At 60.1% G+C, this 17767-nt stretch carries 20 protein-coding genes; 7 read left to right on the top strand and 13 right to left on the bottom strand.

The features are described from left to right. The first annotated feature begins 15 nt into the window (after positions 1-15). Positions 16-615: a COG3904 family protein gene (locus ACR0BT_RS19895; RefSeq protein WP_170392626.1), complete on the top strand. Its 600-nt coding sequence runs from the start codon at positions 16-18 to the stop codon at positions 613-615. On the opposite strand, the gene speB is transcribed toward ACR0BT_RS19895, so the two are convergent. The 6 genes from speB to def (ACR0BT_RS19865) form a co-directional block, all read right to left on the bottom strand. Further along, the gene (gene speB / locus ACR0BT_RS19890) at positions 612-1433 is read right to left on the bottom strand and encodes an agmatinase (protein ID WP_480763907.1); all 822 of its coding nucleotides are present in this window, start codon (positions 1431-1433) and stop codon (positions 612-614) included. The two genes, ACR0BT_RS19895 and speB, sit on opposite strands and share 4 nt — an antisense overlap. A 62-nt stretch (positions 1434-1495) precedes the next feature. Next, the gene (locus tag ACR0BT_RS19885; RefSeq protein ID WP_170392628.1) at positions 1496-1732 is read right to left on the bottom strand and encodes a GlsB/YeaQ/YmgE family stress response membrane protein; all 237 of its coding nucleotides are present in this window, start codon (positions 1730-1732) and stop codon (positions 1496-1498) included. A 1-nt stretch (position 1733) separates the two neighbouring features. Further along, complete coding sequence (locus ACR0BT_RS19880) at positions 1734-1970, bottom strand: hypothetical protein (protein WP_170392629.1); 237 nt, start codon at positions 1968-1970, stop codon at positions 1734-1736. 6 nt (positions 1971-1976) lie between these two features. After that, complete coding sequence (gene fmt / locus ACR0BT_RS19875) at positions 1977-2891, bottom strand: methionyl-tRNA formyltransferase (RefSeq protein ID WP_480763906.1); 915 nt, start codon at positions 2889-2891, stop codon at positions 1977-1979. A gap of 23 nt (positions 2892-2914) precedes the next feature. Further along, a complete protein-coding gene (def, locus tag ACR0BT_RS19870) occupies positions 2915-3409 on the bottom strand; it encodes a peptide deformylase (RefSeq protein ID WP_170513416.1) in 495 nt (164 codons plus the stop codon). Beyond that, positions 3406-3924, bottom strand: a complete 519-nt coding sequence (gene def / locus ACR0BT_RS19865) for a peptide deformylase (RefSeq protein WP_170392632.1) — start codon at positions 3922-3924, stop codon at positions 3406-3408. Before def (ACR0BT_RS19865) ends, def (ACR0BT_RS19870) begins: the two co-directional genes overlap by 4 nt. A gap of 94 nt (positions 3925-4018) precedes the next feature. Between def (ACR0BT_RS19865) and ACR0BT_RS19860 the strand changes: the two genes are divergently transcribed. Both ACR0BT_RS19860 and ACR0BT_RS19855 read left to right on the top strand, forming a co-directional pair. Beyond that, the gene (locus ACR0BT_RS19860; protein ID WP_170392633.1) at positions 4019-5191 is read left to right on the top strand and encodes a MalY/PatB family protein; all 1173 of its coding nucleotides are present in this window, start codon (positions 4019-4021) and stop codon (positions 5189-5191) included. 30 nt (positions 5192-5221) lie between these two features. Further along, entirely contained in the window at positions 5222-5920 is a 699-nt protein-coding gene (locus tag ACR0BT_RS19855; protein WP_170392634.1) for a fumarylacetoacetate hydrolase family protein, read from the top strand. A 91-nt stretch (positions 5921-6011) separates the two neighbouring features. Here the strand turns inward: ACR0BT_RS19855 and ACR0BT_RS19850 are convergent, their stop codons facing one another. Then, entirely contained in the window at positions 6012-6365 is a 354-nt protein-coding gene (locus tag ACR0BT_RS19850; protein ID WP_170392635.1) for a hypothetical protein, read from the bottom strand. Between the two features lie 212 nt (positions 6366-6577). On the opposite strand from ACR0BT_RS19850, the gene ACR0BT_RS19845 reads away from it, so the two are divergent. After that, positions 6578-7567: a glutathione S-transferase family protein gene (locus ACR0BT_RS19845; RefSeq protein WP_170597432.1), complete on the top strand. Its 990-nt coding sequence runs from the start codon at positions 6578-6580 to the stop codon at positions 7565-7567. On the opposite strand, the gene ACR0BT_RS19840 is transcribed toward ACR0BT_RS19845, so the two are convergent. Next, on the bottom strand, positions 7549-7911 hold the full coding sequence (locus ACR0BT_RS19840) for a response regulator transcription factor (RefSeq protein ID WP_008756687.1): 363 nt from the start codon (positions 7909-7911) through the stop codon (positions 7549-7551). The genes ACR0BT_RS19845 and ACR0BT_RS19840 overlap by 19 nt on opposite strands. 181 nt (positions 7912-8092) lie before the next feature. Here ACR0BT_RS19840 and cobD point away from each other — a divergent pair, with 181 nt between their 5' ends. The 3 genes from cobD to ACR0BT_RS19825 are packed head-to-tail and all read left to right on the top strand — an operon-like array spanning position 8093 to position 11151. Then, positions 8093-9058, top strand: a complete 966-nt coding sequence (gene cobD, locus ACR0BT_RS19835) for a threonine-phosphate decarboxylase CobD (protein ID WP_480763914.1) — start codon at positions 8093-8095, stop codon at positions 9056-9058. Beyond that, complete coding sequence (gene cbiB, locus ACR0BT_RS19830; protein WP_480763905.1) at positions 9055-9975, top strand: adenosylcobinamide-phosphate synthase CbiB; 921 nt, start codon at positions 9055-9057, stop codon at positions 9973-9975. The genes cobD and cbiB overlap by 4 nt, the downstream gene beginning before the upstream one ends. A gap of 12 nt (positions 9976-9987) precedes the next feature. Continuing rightward, positions 9988-11151: a lytic murein transglycosylase gene (locus ACR0BT_RS19825; RefSeq protein ID WP_480763904.1), complete on the top strand. Its 1164-nt coding sequence runs from the start codon at positions 9988-9990 to the stop codon at positions 11149-11151. A gap of 10 nt (positions 11152-11161) precedes the next feature. On the opposite strand, the gene ACR0BT_RS19820 is transcribed toward ACR0BT_RS19825, so the two are convergent. The 5 genes from ACR0BT_RS19820 to ACR0BT_RS19800 all read right to left on the bottom strand — a co-directional run bounded on the left by ACR0BT_RS19820 (position 11162) and on the right by ACR0BT_RS19800 (position 17723). Next, the gene (locus ACR0BT_RS19820; RefSeq protein WP_170425170.1) at positions 11162-11959 is read right to left on the bottom strand and encodes a class II glutamine amidotransferase; all 798 of its coding nucleotides are present in this window, start codon (positions 11957-11959) and stop codon (positions 11162-11164) included. Positions 11960-12084: 125 nt separating this feature from the next. After that, positions 12085-12438, bottom strand: coding sequence for a hypothetical protein (locus tag ACR0BT_RS19815; RefSeq protein ID WP_170625094.1), 354 nt, complete (start codon positions 12436-12438; stop codon positions 12085-12087). A gap of 53 nt (positions 12439-12491) precedes the next feature. Next, positions 12492-15947: a chromosome segregation SMC family protein gene (locus ACR0BT_RS19810; RefSeq protein WP_480763902.1), complete on the bottom strand. Its 3456-nt coding sequence runs from the start codon at positions 15945-15947 to the stop codon at positions 12492-12494. A gap of 141 nt (positions 15948-16088) precedes the next feature. After that, positions 16089-16484, bottom strand: coding sequence for a hypothetical protein (locus ACR0BT_RS19805; protein WP_170625093.1), 396 nt, complete (start codon positions 16482-16484; stop codon positions 16089-16091). 45 nt (positions 16485-16529) lie between these two features. Beyond that, entirely contained in the window at positions 16530-17723 is a 1194-nt protein-coding gene (locus tag ACR0BT_RS19800; protein ID WP_170625092.1) for an aminotransferase-like domain-containing protein, read from the bottom strand. Between the last annotated feature and the right edge of the window lie 44 nt (positions 17724-17767).

The raw sequence follows: 17767 nt of genomic DNA, 5'->3' as shown, positions 1-17767 counted from the left end.
GGACAAGAGATCGCGATGACCTACAGACTTTCGTTTCTGGCCACGGCACTGCTGCTAACGGCATGTGCAGAGCAATACGCCCCGGTCAGTTTCACGGCAGTGGGCAATCAGATCGTCGCATCTGGAACGATCGACCACACAACGCTCAGCGCGTTTGAAGAAGTGATGGACGAAAACCCCGAGATCAAGACACTGGTGCTGCAAAATATCGAAGGTTCGGTCGATGATGACTCGAATGTTGTCTTCAGTCGCGTAGTGCGTGAGGAAGGTTTCGACACAGTGGTTCCGTCAAACGGGCTGGTGGCCTCGGGCGGCACCGATTTGTTTCTAGCGGGTAACCGACGCGTGCTGGAACCCGGCGCCTGCGTGGGGGTCCACAGCTGGGGCGGCGGCGGCTATGTCGCTGCGGAGCTACCCGAAGATCACCCCGAGCATGACCGGTATTTGAACTATTTCGAAGATATCGGCGTCGATCCCGACTTCTACTGGTTCACGCTGGATGCAGCATCCGAGGAAGAGATGCACTGGATGACGGCGTCCGAGGCGAACCGGTTCGACATGACTACACGGTCCGCCCCTCGCCTTGGCACTGCCGCAATCTGCGACGAACGTTAGCGACTGAGCAGCCGCGCGCCGATTTCCTTGACGAATTTCGCCGCCACCATGGCAGTCATGCCATAGGGATCGCGGTGCGGGTTCAACTCGACAATATCCGCGCCGACCAGCTGCCCTTTGAAGCGATGGATCAGGTCGATCACCTCGCGCGTGCTGAGACCGCCGGGTTCGTGATGTGAAACGCCGGGAGCAAAGGCTGGATCCAGCGCATCGAGGTCCAGCGACAGATAGACCGGGCCGTCAAAGCTGATCTCCAGATCGGGGCGCCAGTTGCGCATGTCGATCACCTCGACCCCGAACTTGTCGGCCTGTTCCTGTTGGTGCTTGTTCATGGTGCGGATCCCGACCTGCACCAGACGGTTGATCTTGCCTGTCTCCATCACGCGGGCAAACGGGCAGCCATGGCCCAGCGGGCCGATCTGCTGACTGTCATAGAGGTCGGGGTGGCTGTCGATATGCAAGACATTCAGCCCCTCATACCGGTCCGCGTAGGCCTTGATCAGCGGATAGGCGACCGAGTGATCGCCCCCCAACGACAATAATCGTGCACCGGCTTCGATCCGGGCGGCGGCCTCTGCCTCGATCCGGTCGATGGGTTCCTGCCCCATCATCTCGAACACATCCAGATCGCCGGTGTCTTTGAAGCGGTCGGTTGCGCCCAGATCAGTGCCATCCTCGGCGGTCAGGTTGGCCGCGCCGGAATGCAACGCCTCGCGGATGCGACCCGGCGCAAAGGCGGGGCCTTGCAGGAACGAGGAATGCAGGTCCAACGGCACACCCATCAGGGCGACGTCTCCGGCGGTCAGATCATGCGACATGAGAGGCCTTTCAACAAAGAATTGACGGGACATTGGTCGCAGATCACGGTCGGGTCAAGCGATCAGCGGCGGATATATGTCTGCCAGATCCAGATCACCAAGAGCGCCCCCAGAACGGCGCCGATAAACCCTGAGAGCCAGCCCATCACAGTGATGAGCGTGCGCAGTACCAAACCGCCCACCAAAGCGCCGACAATGCCGATCAGCATGGTGGTTGGAATATCGGCCTCGATCCGCATTAGGCGGGTGGCGAGGAAACCTGCAGCGGCTCCGACGATGATCAGGGCGATGATCGGCATATCATTTCCTCCAATGCGTGGGCACGATGATCAGCGCACCGATCGAGGACAGCACCGCGTCCAACCCCGGCGGGCCAAAGCTGATGCCGAACATGATGCGCACGAAATAGAACAGGAAAGCACCACCCACGCAGATGATGATCGACTGCAGATAGCCGTTATGGGTAAAGCCAGTCTGTTCAGACAGATAGCCTACGATCCCGGCAATCACGACCGTGCCCATCATGATCATGATCATGTACGCCTACTCCGATGACAGGCGGGTCCCGGCCGGCATGGGCCATCCCCGCATAAAAGTTTCCCTATCCTGCGCGCCCTTGCCTGCCCGTTGCAAGCGCAGCAACTCAACTGCGCCTTCGCCGCAAGCCACGCGCAGGTGGTCGTCCAGCACCTCGCCCGGAGTGCCCCGTCCTTCGGCCAGCCGCGAAGCCAGCAGTTTGATCCGGTGACCCTCGACCTCGGTCCATGCGCCGGGGAACGGGGAGAGACCGCGGATTTTTCTATCGACTTCGGACGCGGGGGCCGACCAATCGATCCGCGCCTCGGCTTTGTCGATCTTGGCGGCGTAGGTCACGCCCTCATCGGGCTGCGGGTCAGGTGTAAGGCTGTGCAGTTTGGCCAGAGCCTCAACGATCAGAGCCGCGCCCATATCCGACAGGCGGTCATGGAGTTGCGCCGTGGTTTCCTCAATCCCGATCTCGGTGGCTTCGCGCAGCAGAACGGGACCGGTATCCAGCCCGGCCTCCATTTGCATGATACAAATACCGGTTTGCGCATCGCCTGCCATGATCGCGCGGTGTATAGGCGCGGCCCCACGCCAGCGTGGCAGCAGGCTGGCGTGAATGTTCAGGCAGCCATGGGTTGGCGCGTCCAGAATAGGTTGTGGCAGGATCAGGCCATAGGCGACGACCACCGCGATATCGGCATTCAGCGCTGCAAAGCTGGCCTGTTCTTCGGGTGATTTCAGCGAGGTCGGATGGCGAACGTCTAAGCCCAGCGCCAAGGCACGCGCGTGCACCGAGGTTGGACGGTCTTTTTTACCGCGACCGGCGGGGCGTGGCGGTTGGCAATAGACGGCGGCGATTTCGTGCCCGTCACGGACCAGCGCATCCAGCACCGGCACCGAGAAATCTGGCGTTCCCATGAAGATGATACGCATCCGTCCCTCCGTAGGATGGGGTTTCACCCCATCTTCTGTGCTTTGCGCAGCAGCATGTCGCGTTTGACCTTGCTGAGGCGGTCAAAATACATCCGCCCGTTCAGGTGGTCGATCTGATGCTGCACGCTGGTGGCCTCGATGCCGACAAAATCACGGCGGTCGATCTGGCCCTGTTCGTTGAGAAATTTCACGGTCACTGCGCGCGGTCGCTTCACCTTGGCAGACACGCCGGGCAAGTTCGGGCTGGCCTCGTCATGTTCACGCAGCTCAACCGAGCTGTGCAGAATCTCGGGGTTAGCCAGTCGCACAGCTTTGCCCCGCTGGGTCGAGCCATCCACGACGGCCAGCCGCAGCATCACTCCGATCTGCGGCGCAGCGAGGCCAACGCCCGGCATCGCCTCCATCGTATCGATCATGTCATCCCAGATGGTGCGGATGTCGTCGGTGATCTCGGGGACGTCCTCGGCCTTGGTGCGCAGGCGCTTGTCGGGCCACGGCAGGCAGGTCCGCACCGTCATGTACGGGCCTTTTCGCGCTTGAGCTTCTGCATTTTGCGCGTGATCATCTGACGCTTGAGCGGTTTGAGATAGTCGATGAAGAGCTTACCGTTCAGATGGTCGATCTCATGCTGCACACAAGTCGCCCAGAGATCATCAAAGGTTTCCTGCTGCAGATTACCGTCACGGTCCAGCCAGGTGACATCAACCGTCTTCGGGCGCGTAACTTCGGCATATTGCTCAGGGATCGACAGGCAGCCTTCTTCGTAAACGTTGGTCTCGTCCGAGGAGGCGATGACCTCGGGGTTGAACATCACCAGTGGGCGTGGGGCCTCACCTTCTTCTTTGACGCAGTCCACCACGATCAGCCGGTCGAGCACACCGATCTGCGGCGCAGCAAGGCCAATGCCGGGCGCGTCATACATCGTCTCCAGCATGTCATCGGCCAGTTTGCGCAGATCGTCGGTGATGTCGGCCACCGGCGCGCAGACCTTTTTCAGGCGGGGATCGGGATGGATCAGGATATTGCGTTTCATGGGGCTGATTTAGGCCATCGCGCCCGCCTCCGCAACGGCCCCCTTGCACCTTATGGATTTGTGGTTAGCTTTCGCCTCGACAGATGGAGATGACATGACTTTCAACGACCTGATCGACCGCCGGGGCACCAACTCTTCAAAATGGGATAAGATGGAGCAGCTTTACGGTGTCGCCCCCGAGGATGGGCTGGCCATGTGGACGGCTGATTCCGACTATGCCACGGCCCCTTGCGTGATCGAGGCGGTGCGGGAAGCGGCCGATCATGGCGCGTTTGGATATTCATGGATGCACCCGGATTATCTGAATGCAATCCAGTGGTGGATGAAGACACGCCACAACTGGGAGATCGATACCGATTGGATTCTGACCTCGCAAGGGTTGGGCAATGCGATTGCCCTGTGTCTGGATGTTTGGAGTGAACCGGGAGATGGCGTCGTGATCTTCACGCCCGTCTACCATGAGTTTGCCCATAAGGTGAACAAATCCGGCCGTCGCGTGGTGGAATGCCCGCTGATACGCGATGGCGACAGCTATGGGCTTGATCTGGACGATGCGCAGTCGCGGTTGGACGGATCAGAAAAGCTGCTGCTGTGGTGCTCGCCGCAGAACCCGTCAGGTCGGGTCTGGACGCCGGATGAACTGCGCGCTGTAGCGGCGTTTGCGGAGCGCAACGGGCTGATCCTTGTGTCGGACGAGATTCACCATGATCTGGTTTATTCGGGCAATACCTTCGTACCGATGGATACGGCCGCCCCCGACGCGCGCCCGTGGACGGTGACACTGACCGCGGCGTCGAAAACATTCAACATCGCCGGTCAGCGTACCGGCAACATGATCATTCCCGACGCCAAGCTGCGGGCCGAGATGCGGCACCGGATCACCACGCTGGACTATGACCCCAGTGCGTTGGGTGTGGCGATGATCACTGCCGCCTATTCGCCGGAAGGTGCAAAATGGGTCGATGAACAAATTGCCCACCTGGACGCGAACCGGAAGCTGTTTGATGCTGCCATCGCCGAGATACCGGGCCTGTGGTCGATGCCTCTGCAGGCGACCTATCTGGCATGGGTCGATTTTTCGGGCACGGGTATGAGCCACGATGAGTTTGTCCGCCGCCTACGCGAAGATGCGCGGATCGCGACATCCTCAGGCCCCGGTTTTGGCACCGGTGGAGAAACCTTCGAGCGCTTCAATCTGGCCACCCAACGCGAGCGGGTCGAAGAGGCCTGTGCGCGATTGAAGGCAGCCTTTGGCGATTTACAATGAACCCCGTTCAAAAAAAAACGGAGGCACGTCATGCCCAACCACCTTTTTACGCTTCCGGACATCCCAAGCATCCCGGTGCAGGGGGAACAGGCGACCTATCCGATCGGGCGGATTTTTTGCGTGGGCCGCAACTATGCCGCCCACGCTGCCGAGATGGGGCATGAGGTGGATCGTCAGGCGCCGTTTTACTTCACCAAATCCGCGCCCAACGCGGTTTTGACCGGAGCGCATGTGCCGTATCCGGCAGGCACCGAGGATTATCATCACGAAATGGAACTGGCCGTTGCAATCGGCAAACCGGTTTTTCGGGCCACAGCCACTGAGGCCCGCAACGCGATTTTTGGCTATGGCTGTGCGCTGGACATGACGCGCCGCGACCTGCAGATCCGCGAGCGCAACAAGCAGCGCCCCTGGGATCTGGGCAAGGATGTGGAAAACGGCGCGGTCTTCGCTCCGCTGACCCGCGCCGATGACTGGAGCCCATCTGATGACAAGCGCATCTATCTGAGCATCAATGAGCGGGTCGTACAAGACGCCACATTGTCTGAGCTGGTCTGGAAGATCGATGAACTGATCTCCCATCTATCGGGTTTCTACCATTTGCGCCCCGGCGATCTGATCCTGACCGGCACACCCGCCGGGGTCGGGCCTGTGGTCGCCGGAGACCGAATTGAAGGCGGCATCGATGGTTTGGCTCCTGTGCACCTGACCCTGGCGGCCTCCGACTAAACCGTCCGGCCTGATCCCTGAGAATCTTGAGGCCCCATTACCGCCCGAGCGCCGGTGGTGCGTCGGTGCCAAAGATCAAACGGTGCGCGCGTCAGTCGCGGTTTTCAAGCAATGCGATCGGTGCATCCGGGGCGCGGTAGAAATCCAGTGGAGCCTTGTCCGTCGCCACAGTGTTACGCTTGAACTCATAGCGCATTTCACCCACCGCTTCTTCGTCTGCGATTATCAGGCACTGATACATGTGGTTGGCACCGTCATAGATATCGACGAGCCCACGCAGGCGCGGCGTGGTTTCGGCCTCGACGGTGAAACCATCCTTCCACAATGTCAAAATTTTGAAGCTATTGTCGCCAACCTCCACCCGCAAACGGCTGGATTTCTTGAGGGTAGCGATTCGGGCCGCATCCAATTCGGCGCGAATTTCCTTGGAAACATAGGTACTCATAATAAACTTCCCCCCTTAACACTCATTAGTCTGACGCGATTCCTGTAAAAATCCAGTGAACGGCGTCACATAAGTTTTGGCATTGCGGTTCTGGTGCCCAGACACCGCATCCCACCTGTGCGCGCATGCAGGCCTGATGCGCGCCCGGTGAAATAGGATCGGGGCGCAAGACGGCCTATGTTTGACCCAATCGCAATGCGAAAGGAATAACGATGGGCCTGCTTGTCGACGGCGAATGGCATGACACCTGGTATGACACCAAATCCACAGGCGGGGCGTTCAAACGCTCGGCCGCACAGTTTCGCAACTGGATCACCGCCGATGGCGCGCCCGGCCCCTCGGGGCGCGGCGGGTTCGAGGCGGAATCGGGGCGCTATCACCTTTATGTCTCGCACGCCTGCCCTTGGGCGCACCGCACACTGATCTTTCGTGAGTTGAAAGGGCTGAGCGACCACATCTCGGTCTCGGTCGTGCATCCAGATATGCTGGATAAAGGTTGGACCTTTGAGACCGACGACCATGGCGCGACCGGCGACAAACTGTTCGGATCAGAATTTGCCCATCAAATCTACACCCGTGCCGACCCTCACTATTCGGGCCGCGTTACGGTTCCGATCCTGTGGGACAAAGTTGAGAAAACGATCGTGTCGAACGAAAGCTCGGAAATCATCCGCATGTTCAACTCGGCTTTCAACGGGATCACCGGCAACACAGACGACTACTGGCCCGAGGCAATGCGGGACGAGATCGAAGAGGTCAACGCGCGCATCTATTCCGATGTCAATAACGGGGTCTACAAATCCGGCTTTGCCACCTCGCAAGAAGCTTATGACGCCGCGGTTGGCCCTCTGTTCGACACGCTGGACTGGCTTGAGGATCGTCTGGCCCGGAACCGCTATCTTATGGGTGACCGCGTGACTGAGGCCGACTGGCGCCTGTTCACCACATTGATCCGGTTCGACCCGGTTTATCATTTACATTTCAAGTGCAACAAGCGTCGGTTGGTGGACTACCCGAACCTCTGGGCCTTTACGCGGGAGCTATATCAATGGCCCGGCGTGGCGCAGACAGTGAACATGAACCACATCGTGCGCCACTATCACTTCAGCCATGACAGCATCAATCCGCACCGAATTATTCCAGTGAATCCAACGTTGGACTATTCAGAACCTCATGGACGAGATCAGCGCCCGGCGGCGTAGTGTTCGACCATGGCCGCCAGATCCTCGGGCGGGGTCGAGCTTTGGACATAGGCGCAGGCATTGGCGCTATGGGCAAAGATTGATCCGTCCGAGAAGAATGTGGTGTTGGTGACGAAGATCACTCGCGCCTCGGGCCTGCGATAGCTTGCGAAATCGGCAACCGCCAAGGCGCTGCCGGTTTCCAGAACCAGATCCAGCACGATGATATCGAATGCGGTACCATACAGTGCCAGGATCGCGGCCTCTTGCGTTTCGACCAGCGTGACTTCGGCCTCCTGCCTTTGCAGATGCCGCTGCCAGACCCGACCTAGATCGGGGTTACTCTCAACAATCAGTACTTTCATTTGCAACAACCTCGGCACGTGATATGGGTGAGTGGTGCCGACCCCTGTTGTCCGTGATCACGCGATTTCCTTAACAAAGTGTTAACAAGGCCCGCACAGCGCCGTGATCGGGCGGATTCGCTTGTAAGAACGGCAAAAATCCGCTTGAAGCATGAGAAATAGGCGATTCCGGCTGGGGCAGATGGTTGGACAGGATGACAGATTGAACCCTCGGGCTGCGCGCGATCATGGCGGAGGGCTGGATGGCGCGATGACGCGGTTTGGGGGCACGCGCGCAGACTGGATCGATCTGTCCACGGGAATCAATCCGCATGCTTATAAAGTCTCGGGCCTGCAGCCTCCGGACTGGATGGAATTGCCGGATCATGGCGCGTTCGAACGCCTCTCGGACGCGGCGCGGGTGTTTTGGAACGTGCCTGATGGGGCCGAGATTCTGCCATCGCCTGGTGCCTCTGCGGTGATTGCCCGCGTGCCCGCGCTGACCAAAGCCGGCCGCGTGCAGATCACGATGCCCACCTATAACGAACATGCCGCTGCATTCACCGCTCAGGGTTGGAAGGTGCACGAGAGCGGCCCGGCTCAGGCACGTGTCATCGTACACCCCAACAATCCCGATGGGCGCATCTGGCAGGACGCGGATGTCGACGCGTCGCTGACGGTGATCGATGAAAGCTTCTGCGACGTAACGCCCGAAGCCTCGCTGATTCATCTGGCCCAGCGGCCCGGCATCGTGGTGCTGAAGAGCTTTGGCAAATTTTGGGGGTTGGCCGGGTTGCGACTGGGTTTTGCAATCGGCCATCCCGATCTTATTGCGCGGTTGAATGACCTGACGGGACCATGGGCCGTATCCGGCCCGGCGCTGCGGATCGGCGCGCAAGCGTTGCACGATGTAAAATGGGCTGATCAAACACGCATGCGTCTGGCAAATGAAGCAACACGGTTGGATCAGCTTTTAACGTCCAAAGGTGCGCGGCTGATTGGCGGCACCAGCCTGTTCCGCCTCTACGACGTTGATGACGCGACCGCCTGGCAAGACCGATTGGCGCGGGCGCATATCTGGAGCCGTATTTTCCCCTATTCCCGGACCTACCTGCGCCTTGGATTACCGCCAGCAGATGGTTGGGCCCGGTTGGAAGCAGCGCTGTGAGCACCGCGTTCCTATTGGTCTGCGCCATGTGTCTGGACGCAGCATTGGGTGAGCCGGATTGGCTGTGGTCACGTATTCGCCACCCTGCCGTACTGATGGGCAACGCGATTGGCTGGCTGGACAACCGGCTGAACCATGGGGCGTATCGCCGCCTCAAAGGGGTTGCGACGGTACTCATCCTGGTTGCGGTGGCACTCATCCTTGGCCGGTTGCTGGCGCTGCTTGGTCCGATCGTCGAGATCGTGGTCTGCGCCATCCTTCTGGCCCAGAAATCCCTGATCACCCATGTTCGCGCAGTAGGTGAAGGCCTGTTGACCTCGCTTGCCGAAGGGCGCGCGCAAGTCGCCATGATTGTCTCGCGCGATACGCGAGATATGACCGAGGCGCAGGTGGCGCGGTCCGCCATCGAAAGTGCCGCCGAAAACTTGAGCGACGGGGTGATTGCCCCAGCCTTCTGGTTTCTGGTCGCAGGTCTGCCGGGGCTTCTGGTTTACAAGGTCGTCAACACCGCCGACAGTATGATCGGTTATCGCAACGACAAATACCGCGCCTTCGGCTGGGCAGCGGCGCGGCTGGATGATGTGCTGAACCTTGTCCCGGCGCGCCTGACCTTCGTAATGATCGTCGCGCTGTCCAGCCAATGGTCGCGCTGGGGAGAGATGGTTGAGGATGCACGCCGCCATATCTCACCCAACGCAGGCTGGCCCGAGGCCGCGATGGCACGTGCGCTTGATATCGCACTGGCCGGACCGCGCAGCTATGATGGCCAGATGCGGTATCTCGCCTGGGTGAACGGGAATGCCCGGCAAGAAATCGACGCGGCGGAGGTTTTTCGCGCATCAGACATGCTCTGGCAGGTATGGGGGCTTGCGCTTGGGCTCGTGTCGGTGTGGGTTGGGTTCAACTTCATATTCTGACGGATCAGTCTTATGCGTTTCCTTTCCGGCCTTATTGCCGCCGCCCTCTTCGCCTCGCCTGCACTCGCCCAATGCGGCGGTGGGTTCAATGCCTTCGTCAAAGGGCTGAAAGCCGAAGCCATTCAGCAGGGTTACGACAAATCCACCGTCAACAGCTTTTTCAAGGGCGTTCAGCAGGACGGAGCCGTTCTGAAAGCCGACCGCGCGCAGGGCGTATTCCAGAAACCATTCATCGACTTCTCGCGGCGCCTGATTTCACAGAACCGGATCGACCGGGGCAAGGCCATGTCGGGCAAATACGACGCGGTGTTTGACCGGATTGAGCAGGAATACGGCATTTCGCGCGGTGTGCTACTGGCATTTTGGGCGTTCGAGACCGACTACGGGTCCTTTCAGGGCGATTTCAACACCCGCAACGCGCTGGTGACGCTGGCCCACGACTGCCGCCGCCCCGAGTTGTTTCGCCCGCAGATTTTCGCCGCGATCGAGCTGTACAGCCAGGGCAATTTTGACCCCGCCCGCACCACCGGGGCTTGGGCCGGTGAAATCGGCATGGTCCAGATGCTGCCCCGCGACATTCTGGAAAACGGCGTGGATGGGGACGGAGACGGCAAGGTTTCGCTAAAAACCTCGGCGCCGGATGCACTGATGTCCGGGGCCAAGATGCTGTCGCATCTGGGTTGGCAACCAGGTCAGCCATGGCTGCAGGAGGTCACAGTGCCCGCGCAGATGGACTGGTCACTATCAGGCCCCGGCAAGCCCCGCTCGGTGTCCGAATGGCAGGCGATGGGCGTGCAGGCGCGCAGTGGGTCGTTGGCAAATCTGCCTGCCTCGCTGATCCTGCCACAAGGGCATAAAGGCCCCGCCTTTCTGGCTTACCCGAATTTCGACGTATATTTCGAATGGAACCAGAGCTTCGTTTACGTCCTGACCGCCGCTTATTTCGGCACACGGCTGGAAGGCGCGCAGATTTACGATGCAGGTAATCCAGCGCCGGGGCTGACGGGCGCGCAAATGAAACAGTTGCAGAGCAAACTGCAGGCGCGCGGGCACGACGTAGGCAAGATCGACGGCATCCTTGGGGCCGGAACGCGTGCGGCTGTGCAGGCTGAACAACTGCGTATGGGTTTGCCAGCGGATGCGTGGCCAACGACACAGCTGCTGAAGCAGCTATAAGGGTCAGCGCCTAGGCAACCTTTGCAGGTTCACGTTTCACTGACGGATCAAACGCATGGATAGATACCAGCGAGCCTTCTGTGACGATGGCGGTATTGGGCTGTATTTCAACCCAGCCGTCACTGTCTGCATCAAGCGGCTCGGAAGATATCACTATCCCGTCTTCAGAGGCCCGGTAATGCAAACTGGGTGCATAACGATCAGACGCATAGCGCGCCGCAAATACACGGCTGCCATCTGACCAGCACGCAGCGAACCGCATATAAGGCGACGATCCGCATTGTCGGGACAGCGCTTCCACCCGCCCCACGGCCCGTGCCATTGCGTCGATCGGATTTGAATCCAGACCTTCGCCATGAGCAATCAAAAAGATCGCTTCACTTTCTGTCGCACCCATTCGGTGCCCGTATAAATGTGCCGGGATCATAGCATCGAGCTGCTGCCGGATTTGGTCATGCCCTCCAGCCTGGCCATTGTGCATGAAGCTCCATTTGCCAAATCCAAATGGGTGACAGTTGTTGCGCGAGGTCGCAGTGCCTGTCGACGCTCTTACATGGGCCAAAAACAGTCGTGATCGTGTGTGATGAGCCAGTTGTTTGAGATTTGCATCGGACCATGCGGGATGAGTGTCCTTGTAGAAACAAGGCGTTTCGCGATCAGAATACCAGGCCAGTCCAAACCCATCGGCATTGATTGGTGTCTTCCCGATCAACGCGTTGCGGCTTTGGATGACAAGCGATTGCTCTTGCTCCTGGATCAATTCATCCAGATATCGCTGCTCCCCAACCCAAGCCAAAAAACGGCACATTTGGCATCCCCATCAGTTTTTCGATCCAGGGCATTCTACAACTTGATTTGACGATGATTATCCCGTTTTCTTCCGTTTTTACTCAAAGGTTCTATCAAATTTACCAACTGATCGGGAAAAACAGATCAATTACTCGCTCTGACCGGATAGCGATCGCCTTTCTCGTCGATCAGGATCAACCGCTCACCACTGCGGACATATAGGTCGCATCGGCTGAACCCATTGCGATACGCGATGCAAACACTGCCGTCCCCGGCGATGGAATAGGTGCCAAAGGCGGATTCTCCGCTGGCATAGGTATAAGAATAGGCCCCTCCAGCCGAGTATTTGGACTGGCCGTCATCATAGAATGTCAGAGTCTGGCCTGCCAAAGCCTCAAGCTCCTGCGGAGAAAGCGGCTGGTCTCCGGGTTTGGTGGCCCATTCGGCGGCCGCAAGTGGGGTGGCGCATAGCAGAAAAAAGATCAGTGATCGGGTCATACGCTACCCTAACCCGGCAAGCCGGGAATGGGTCATAACGTTGCGGTGATCGCTCAGGCGACCATCTGCTCGGCCTTTTTCAGATCGACCGAAACCAGTTGGCTGACACCCTGTTCCTGCATCGTCACACCGAACAGCCGATCCATCCGCGCCATGGTCACCGCGTGGTGGGTGATGATCAGGAAACGCGTATCAGTCTGGCGGCACATCTCGTCCAGCAAGTCGCAGAAGCGGGTGACGTTGGCATCGTCCAGCGGGGCGTCGACCTCATCAAGCACACAGATCGGGGCGGGGTTGGCAAGGAACACGCCAAAGATCAACGCCGTCGCGGTCAGGGTCTGTTCGCCGCCCGAAAGCAGGCTGAGAGTCGAGAGCTTTTTGCCCGGCGGCTGGCACATGATCTCAAGGCCCGCATCCAGCGGATCGTCGCTTTCGACCATGACCAGATTGGCCTCGCCGCCACCAAACAGATGCTTGAACAGCATGGCGAAGTTGGAATTCACCTGCTCGAACGCGGTCAGCAGGCGTTCGCGACCCTCGCGGTTGAGGCTGGCGATGCCGCTGCGCAGGGCCTTGATCGCCTCTTCCAGATCGGCCTTTTCGCCGTTCAGCGTGTCGAATTCTTCCTGAACTTCTTTGCTGTCCTCTTCAGCCCGTAGGTTCACTGCGCCCATGGCGTCGCGCTGACGCTTGTGGCGGTTCACTTCGGCTTCAAGTGCGTCGGCGGCGGGCATCTGATCAGGGTTCACGTCCAGTTGGTTCAGCAGCTGGTTCGGCGTCAGTTGCTGATCCTCGGCAATGCGTTCTGCTGCGGCGACTACGCTTTCCTTGGCGGCGTCGCAACGCGCTTCAGCCGCCGCGCGGCTTTCGCGCGCCTCCGAGGCCAGACGTTCGGCTTCGCGCTCGGCAAGAACCACCTCGCGCTGCTGGGTCTCGGCCTCGGCCAACTTGTCGGCGGCTTCGGCGCGCCGAGCCTCAGCGGTTTCGATCAGCTCGTTCAGTTCTTCCCGTGCCTCGGCGATTTCGCTGGGGGCCGCCATCGCCTCCGTCAGTTCTTCTTCCGAGCTTTCCTTGCGTTCGGCCAGTTCCGATATCCGCTTTTCCGCCGTTTCCAGACGATGCCGCCAACCGCTGAGGTCCTTAGTCACCTCCTGCGTGCGCCGGGTGCGCGCCTCGCCCTCGCGGCGCAATTCATCATGCGTCGAGCGGTGGGTCAGCATGGTGATCCGCGACGCCTCGACCGTCTGCTTGATGTCCTCGACCTGCGCGCGGGCGCTGTCGAGATCGCCCAGGCCAGTCAACGCGCCTTCAGCCTCACGCAGTTGTGCGCGGGCGGACATGGCGTCTTCCTTGTGACGGTCGACCGCGAGGGTCAGTGTTTCCAGCTTGCCCTGCGCCAGATTTCGATCCGCCTCAGCCCGGCTGAGCATCCGCGCGGTTTCCGCCATGCGCTGATCTGCGGCACGGCGGGCCTCGCGGGCGCGGCGGTCAGCCTCGGTTACATTGGCCAGTTGCTGTGACAGCGCTTCATGCGCGGCGCGGGCACCTTCGGCCTGCGCCTCGGTGCGGGTCAGTTCCTGTTTCAGCGCCTCAAGCTTGTTGAGCTGTTCCAAACGCAGGGCGGCAGCGCTTGGTGCATCCTCGGCCCAGGCGCGGAATCCGTCCCAGCGCCACAAATCTCCCGAGCGTGAGACCAAGCGTTGACCCGGTTTCAACGACGCCTGCAGGCGCGCGCCCTGATCCGCATCGACCAGACCGATCTGCGCAATACGGCGACTTAGGCGGTCAGGGCCGGACACATGCAACGCCAGCGGCTCGGCCCCGTCGGGCAAGGGCTGGTCGCTGTCATAGCCCGCTACCTGCACCCAACCTGAAGGTCCGTCGCCCTCGACCAACGGTGCACGCAGGTCATCCGCCAGCGCAGCCCCCAATGCCTTTTCAAAGCCCGTTGCCACCCGCAGCATGTCGAGCACTTGCCCACCCTCAGCCGTGTCGCGTTCGACCAGCTTGGCCAGCGCGGTGGTCTCGGCCCTTATCGCGCCCAGTTCACCCTCGGCCTCGGAGCGTTTGGCGCGGGCCTCGGCCTCACGCGCCTGTGTATCGTTGCGCAGCTCGTCGGCGGCGGCCAGTGCTTCTTCCGCTGCCTCAGCAGCTTCGCGAGCTTCTTCCTCACCCTCTTGCGCGGTCTCGAACGCCTCGCTGGCACGGGAAAGGGCATTGCGCGCCTCGTCCACGGCGGCGCGGGCCTTTTCTTCCTCGCCCTCGGAACGAGCCAGTGTCTTGCGGCTGTCTTCAACCAGTCGTTGCGCCGATTGGTGGCGAGCCACCAGACGGGCCATGTCTTCGGTTTCCTGCGACAGGTGATCTTCGCGATCCTGCAACACCGACGCGGCCTCGCGCGCAACTTCAGCAGCTTCAGCGACCTTTTCGTCATAGCCATCGGCGGCTTTTGCAAGCTCGCGGGCCTCCCATTCGAGCCGTTCGATCATCTCACCCGCGTCCCGGTTCAGACCGGATTCGCGTTCGATGTCGTTGCCCAATTGCTGGATACGGTTGGTCAGAGTCTCGATCGTCTGGCGTGCGCGGGTTTCCTGATCCGACAGCTGATCGCGCTGCACCTGCTGGCGCTGCAGGACGGCTGCGGCGATGGCCTCTTCCTCACGCAAGGGCGGCAGGGTTTCCTCGATCTCAGCGCGTTTGGCGGCGGATTCACGCGCGGATGCCTCGGCGCGAGAGGCTTCGGTGATCCGGTCGCGTAGCTTTTCCTCGGCCGCCTGACGGGCCATGTCGGCCTCTTTCCAGCGGCGATAGAGCAGCATCCCTTCGGCCTGACGCAACAACTCGCCGATCTCGCGATACCGCGCCGCCTGACGGGCCTGACGGGCGAGTTGCGCCAACTGCCCGCCCAACTGCTCCAAAACGTCATCCACACGGGTCAGGTTGGCCTCGGTACCTTTCAGTTTCAGTTCAGCCTCGTGGCGGCGCTGGTAAAGCCCGGAGATGCCGGCGGCCTCTTCCAGAATGCGACGTCGTGCGCGGGGTTTGGCGTTGATCAGTTCGGCAATGCGGTTTTGCCCCACCAGCGCAGGCGAATGCGCACCGGTCGAGGCGTCCGCGAACAGCATTTGAACGTCGCGGGCGCGCACGTCCTTGCCGTTGGTCTTGTAGGCACTGCCCACATCGCGGGTGATGCGGCGGACAATTTCCAACTGGTCGCTGTCGTTGAAGCCGGATGGCGCCAAACGTTCCGAGTTGTCCATGGTCAGGACCACCTCGGCAAAGTTGCGCGCAGGCCGAGTGGCAGCGCCCGCAAAGATCACATCTTCCATCGCGCCACCGCGCATGGATTTGGGACGGTTTTCACCCATCACCCAGCGCAACGCTTCCAGCAGATTGGACTTGCCGCAGCCGTTCGGACCAACCACTCCGGTCAGCCCGTCCGCGATGATCAGATCGGTCGGGTCCACGAAGCTTTTGAAGCCGGTCAGTTTGAGTTTGCTAAAGCGCAATGGCTGCTCTTGGTATGATTCCTATGGGTAAGAAGTCTGCGCAACGGATGGGGGAGGTGTCAACGTGATTGCGCAGGATATGGGAGATTGGACCAAGTTATCCACAACATCTTGGCAAAACTACGCGGAGTCTCGCGTATCTCAGTAAGGCGAGCATTCAAAGACCTGATATCCGTAGTCTTCGTAATATCCGTAATCAACGCATTCATAGGGACGGCGAAGGAGTGCGCCGAAAATCAGTTTTTTCCCCAGTTCCTGGTCGCAGCCCAGCACGCCCACAGTGACGGCCGCATCGCCAAGAACGTCCAGAAGCGGACAGCCCGAGACCTGCGCCATGGCCAGCGCGGCCCGGTCACGGATCGGACCCAGACGCGGCGCGTATTGCGGGTTCACGCGGACGGCCTCGGCCAGTTCATTGCGGACGCGGACGTCGAAGATACTGCCATTCACCGCGACGCGCGTTGCGGGCAAGTCGCGAAAATAGGGTGTACCACCCGAGCAGGCGGCGAGGCACAGGAAAGCGAGCACGCGGATCATGCTGCTTTATTAGCGACAATATGGTTAATGAAACCTTTCCCCGGTTCAGGCGCGCAACACTTCTCCTAACCGGCGTATACCCTCGCGGATCGTGTCCTCATCCGAGTTGGAAAAACTCAGTCGAATGGTATTCGACCCGGTGTCGTCGGGATAGAAAGCCTGACCGGGTACAAAGGCCAACTTGACCGTTTCCAGCGCCCTCGCCAGCAGGTCGGCGCCGTTCATTTCCTTGGGCAGAGTGACCCAAATGAACATGCCACCCTCGGGTCGGGTCCAGTCGACGCCATTGGGCATGTGCTGGTTGAGCGCCTCAAGCATCGCATCGCGGCGCGCGGCATAGGTCTGGCGTAGCATGGGGACATGAGTGTCGAAGCGATCCCGTGCCACCTGATACACCGCCATCTGGTTGATCGTAGAAGAATGCAGATCAGCCGCCTGTTTCAGCAGCACCAGTTGCGAGATCACCGGTTTTGCTGCAACCACCCAACCCAGCCGCAACCCCGGTGAAAGAGTTTTCGAGAAGCTGCCGCAATAGATCGTCCGGCAGTTCTCGATCGATCCCTTGCGCGCCTGTTCTAACGCGAGGATCGGAGGGATCGGATCGCCGTCATAGCGCAGCGCCTGATAGGCTCCGTCCTCGATCACTGCGCAATCCAATTCATCTGCCAGATCTAGCAGCGCCTCCCTGCCCCGCAGATCGACCGTCTCACCAGTCGGATTTGCAAAATCGGCGGAGAGATAAGCGAATTTGATCGGGCTGTTGCCGGCGGCGGCCTGGTATTCGGCAGCCCCACGATTGCCATTGATGCTAAGCTGGTCAAAGCGCGGCTCATAAGCGTCAAACGCATTGAGCGCGCCCAGATATGTGGGCCACCCAACCAACGCAGTATCACCCGGTGACAAGAACAACTTACCCAAGTAATCCAGCGCTTGCTGCGAGCCCGAGGTGATCAGGATGTTGTCGATGCCGCACGTAACGCCGATCCCACGCATATGGTCGGCCAGCCATTCACGCAGCGGGGCATAGCCCTCGCTGACCGAATATTGCAGCGCCTGCGCCTGTTGATCTGGGCCAAGCGCATTTTGAAACGCTTCGGCGAAAGCCTCTGCTGGAAACAAAGCGGGGTCGGGAATACCGCCTGCGAAGGAAATGATACCGGGCTCGCCCAGCAGTTTCAGCAATTCGCGGATTTCGGAAGCCTTCATCCGTGCGGTTCGGGTGGCGTAGAGCTGATCCATCTTAGGGGGCCTCCTCCGCCCTTGGGACGCAGATTAGGCAATGC

It is taken from the genome of Ruegeria sp. CJ6, from assembly GCF_056536665.1.
This window is presented reverse-complemented; position numbering and strand designations above follow the sequence as displayed.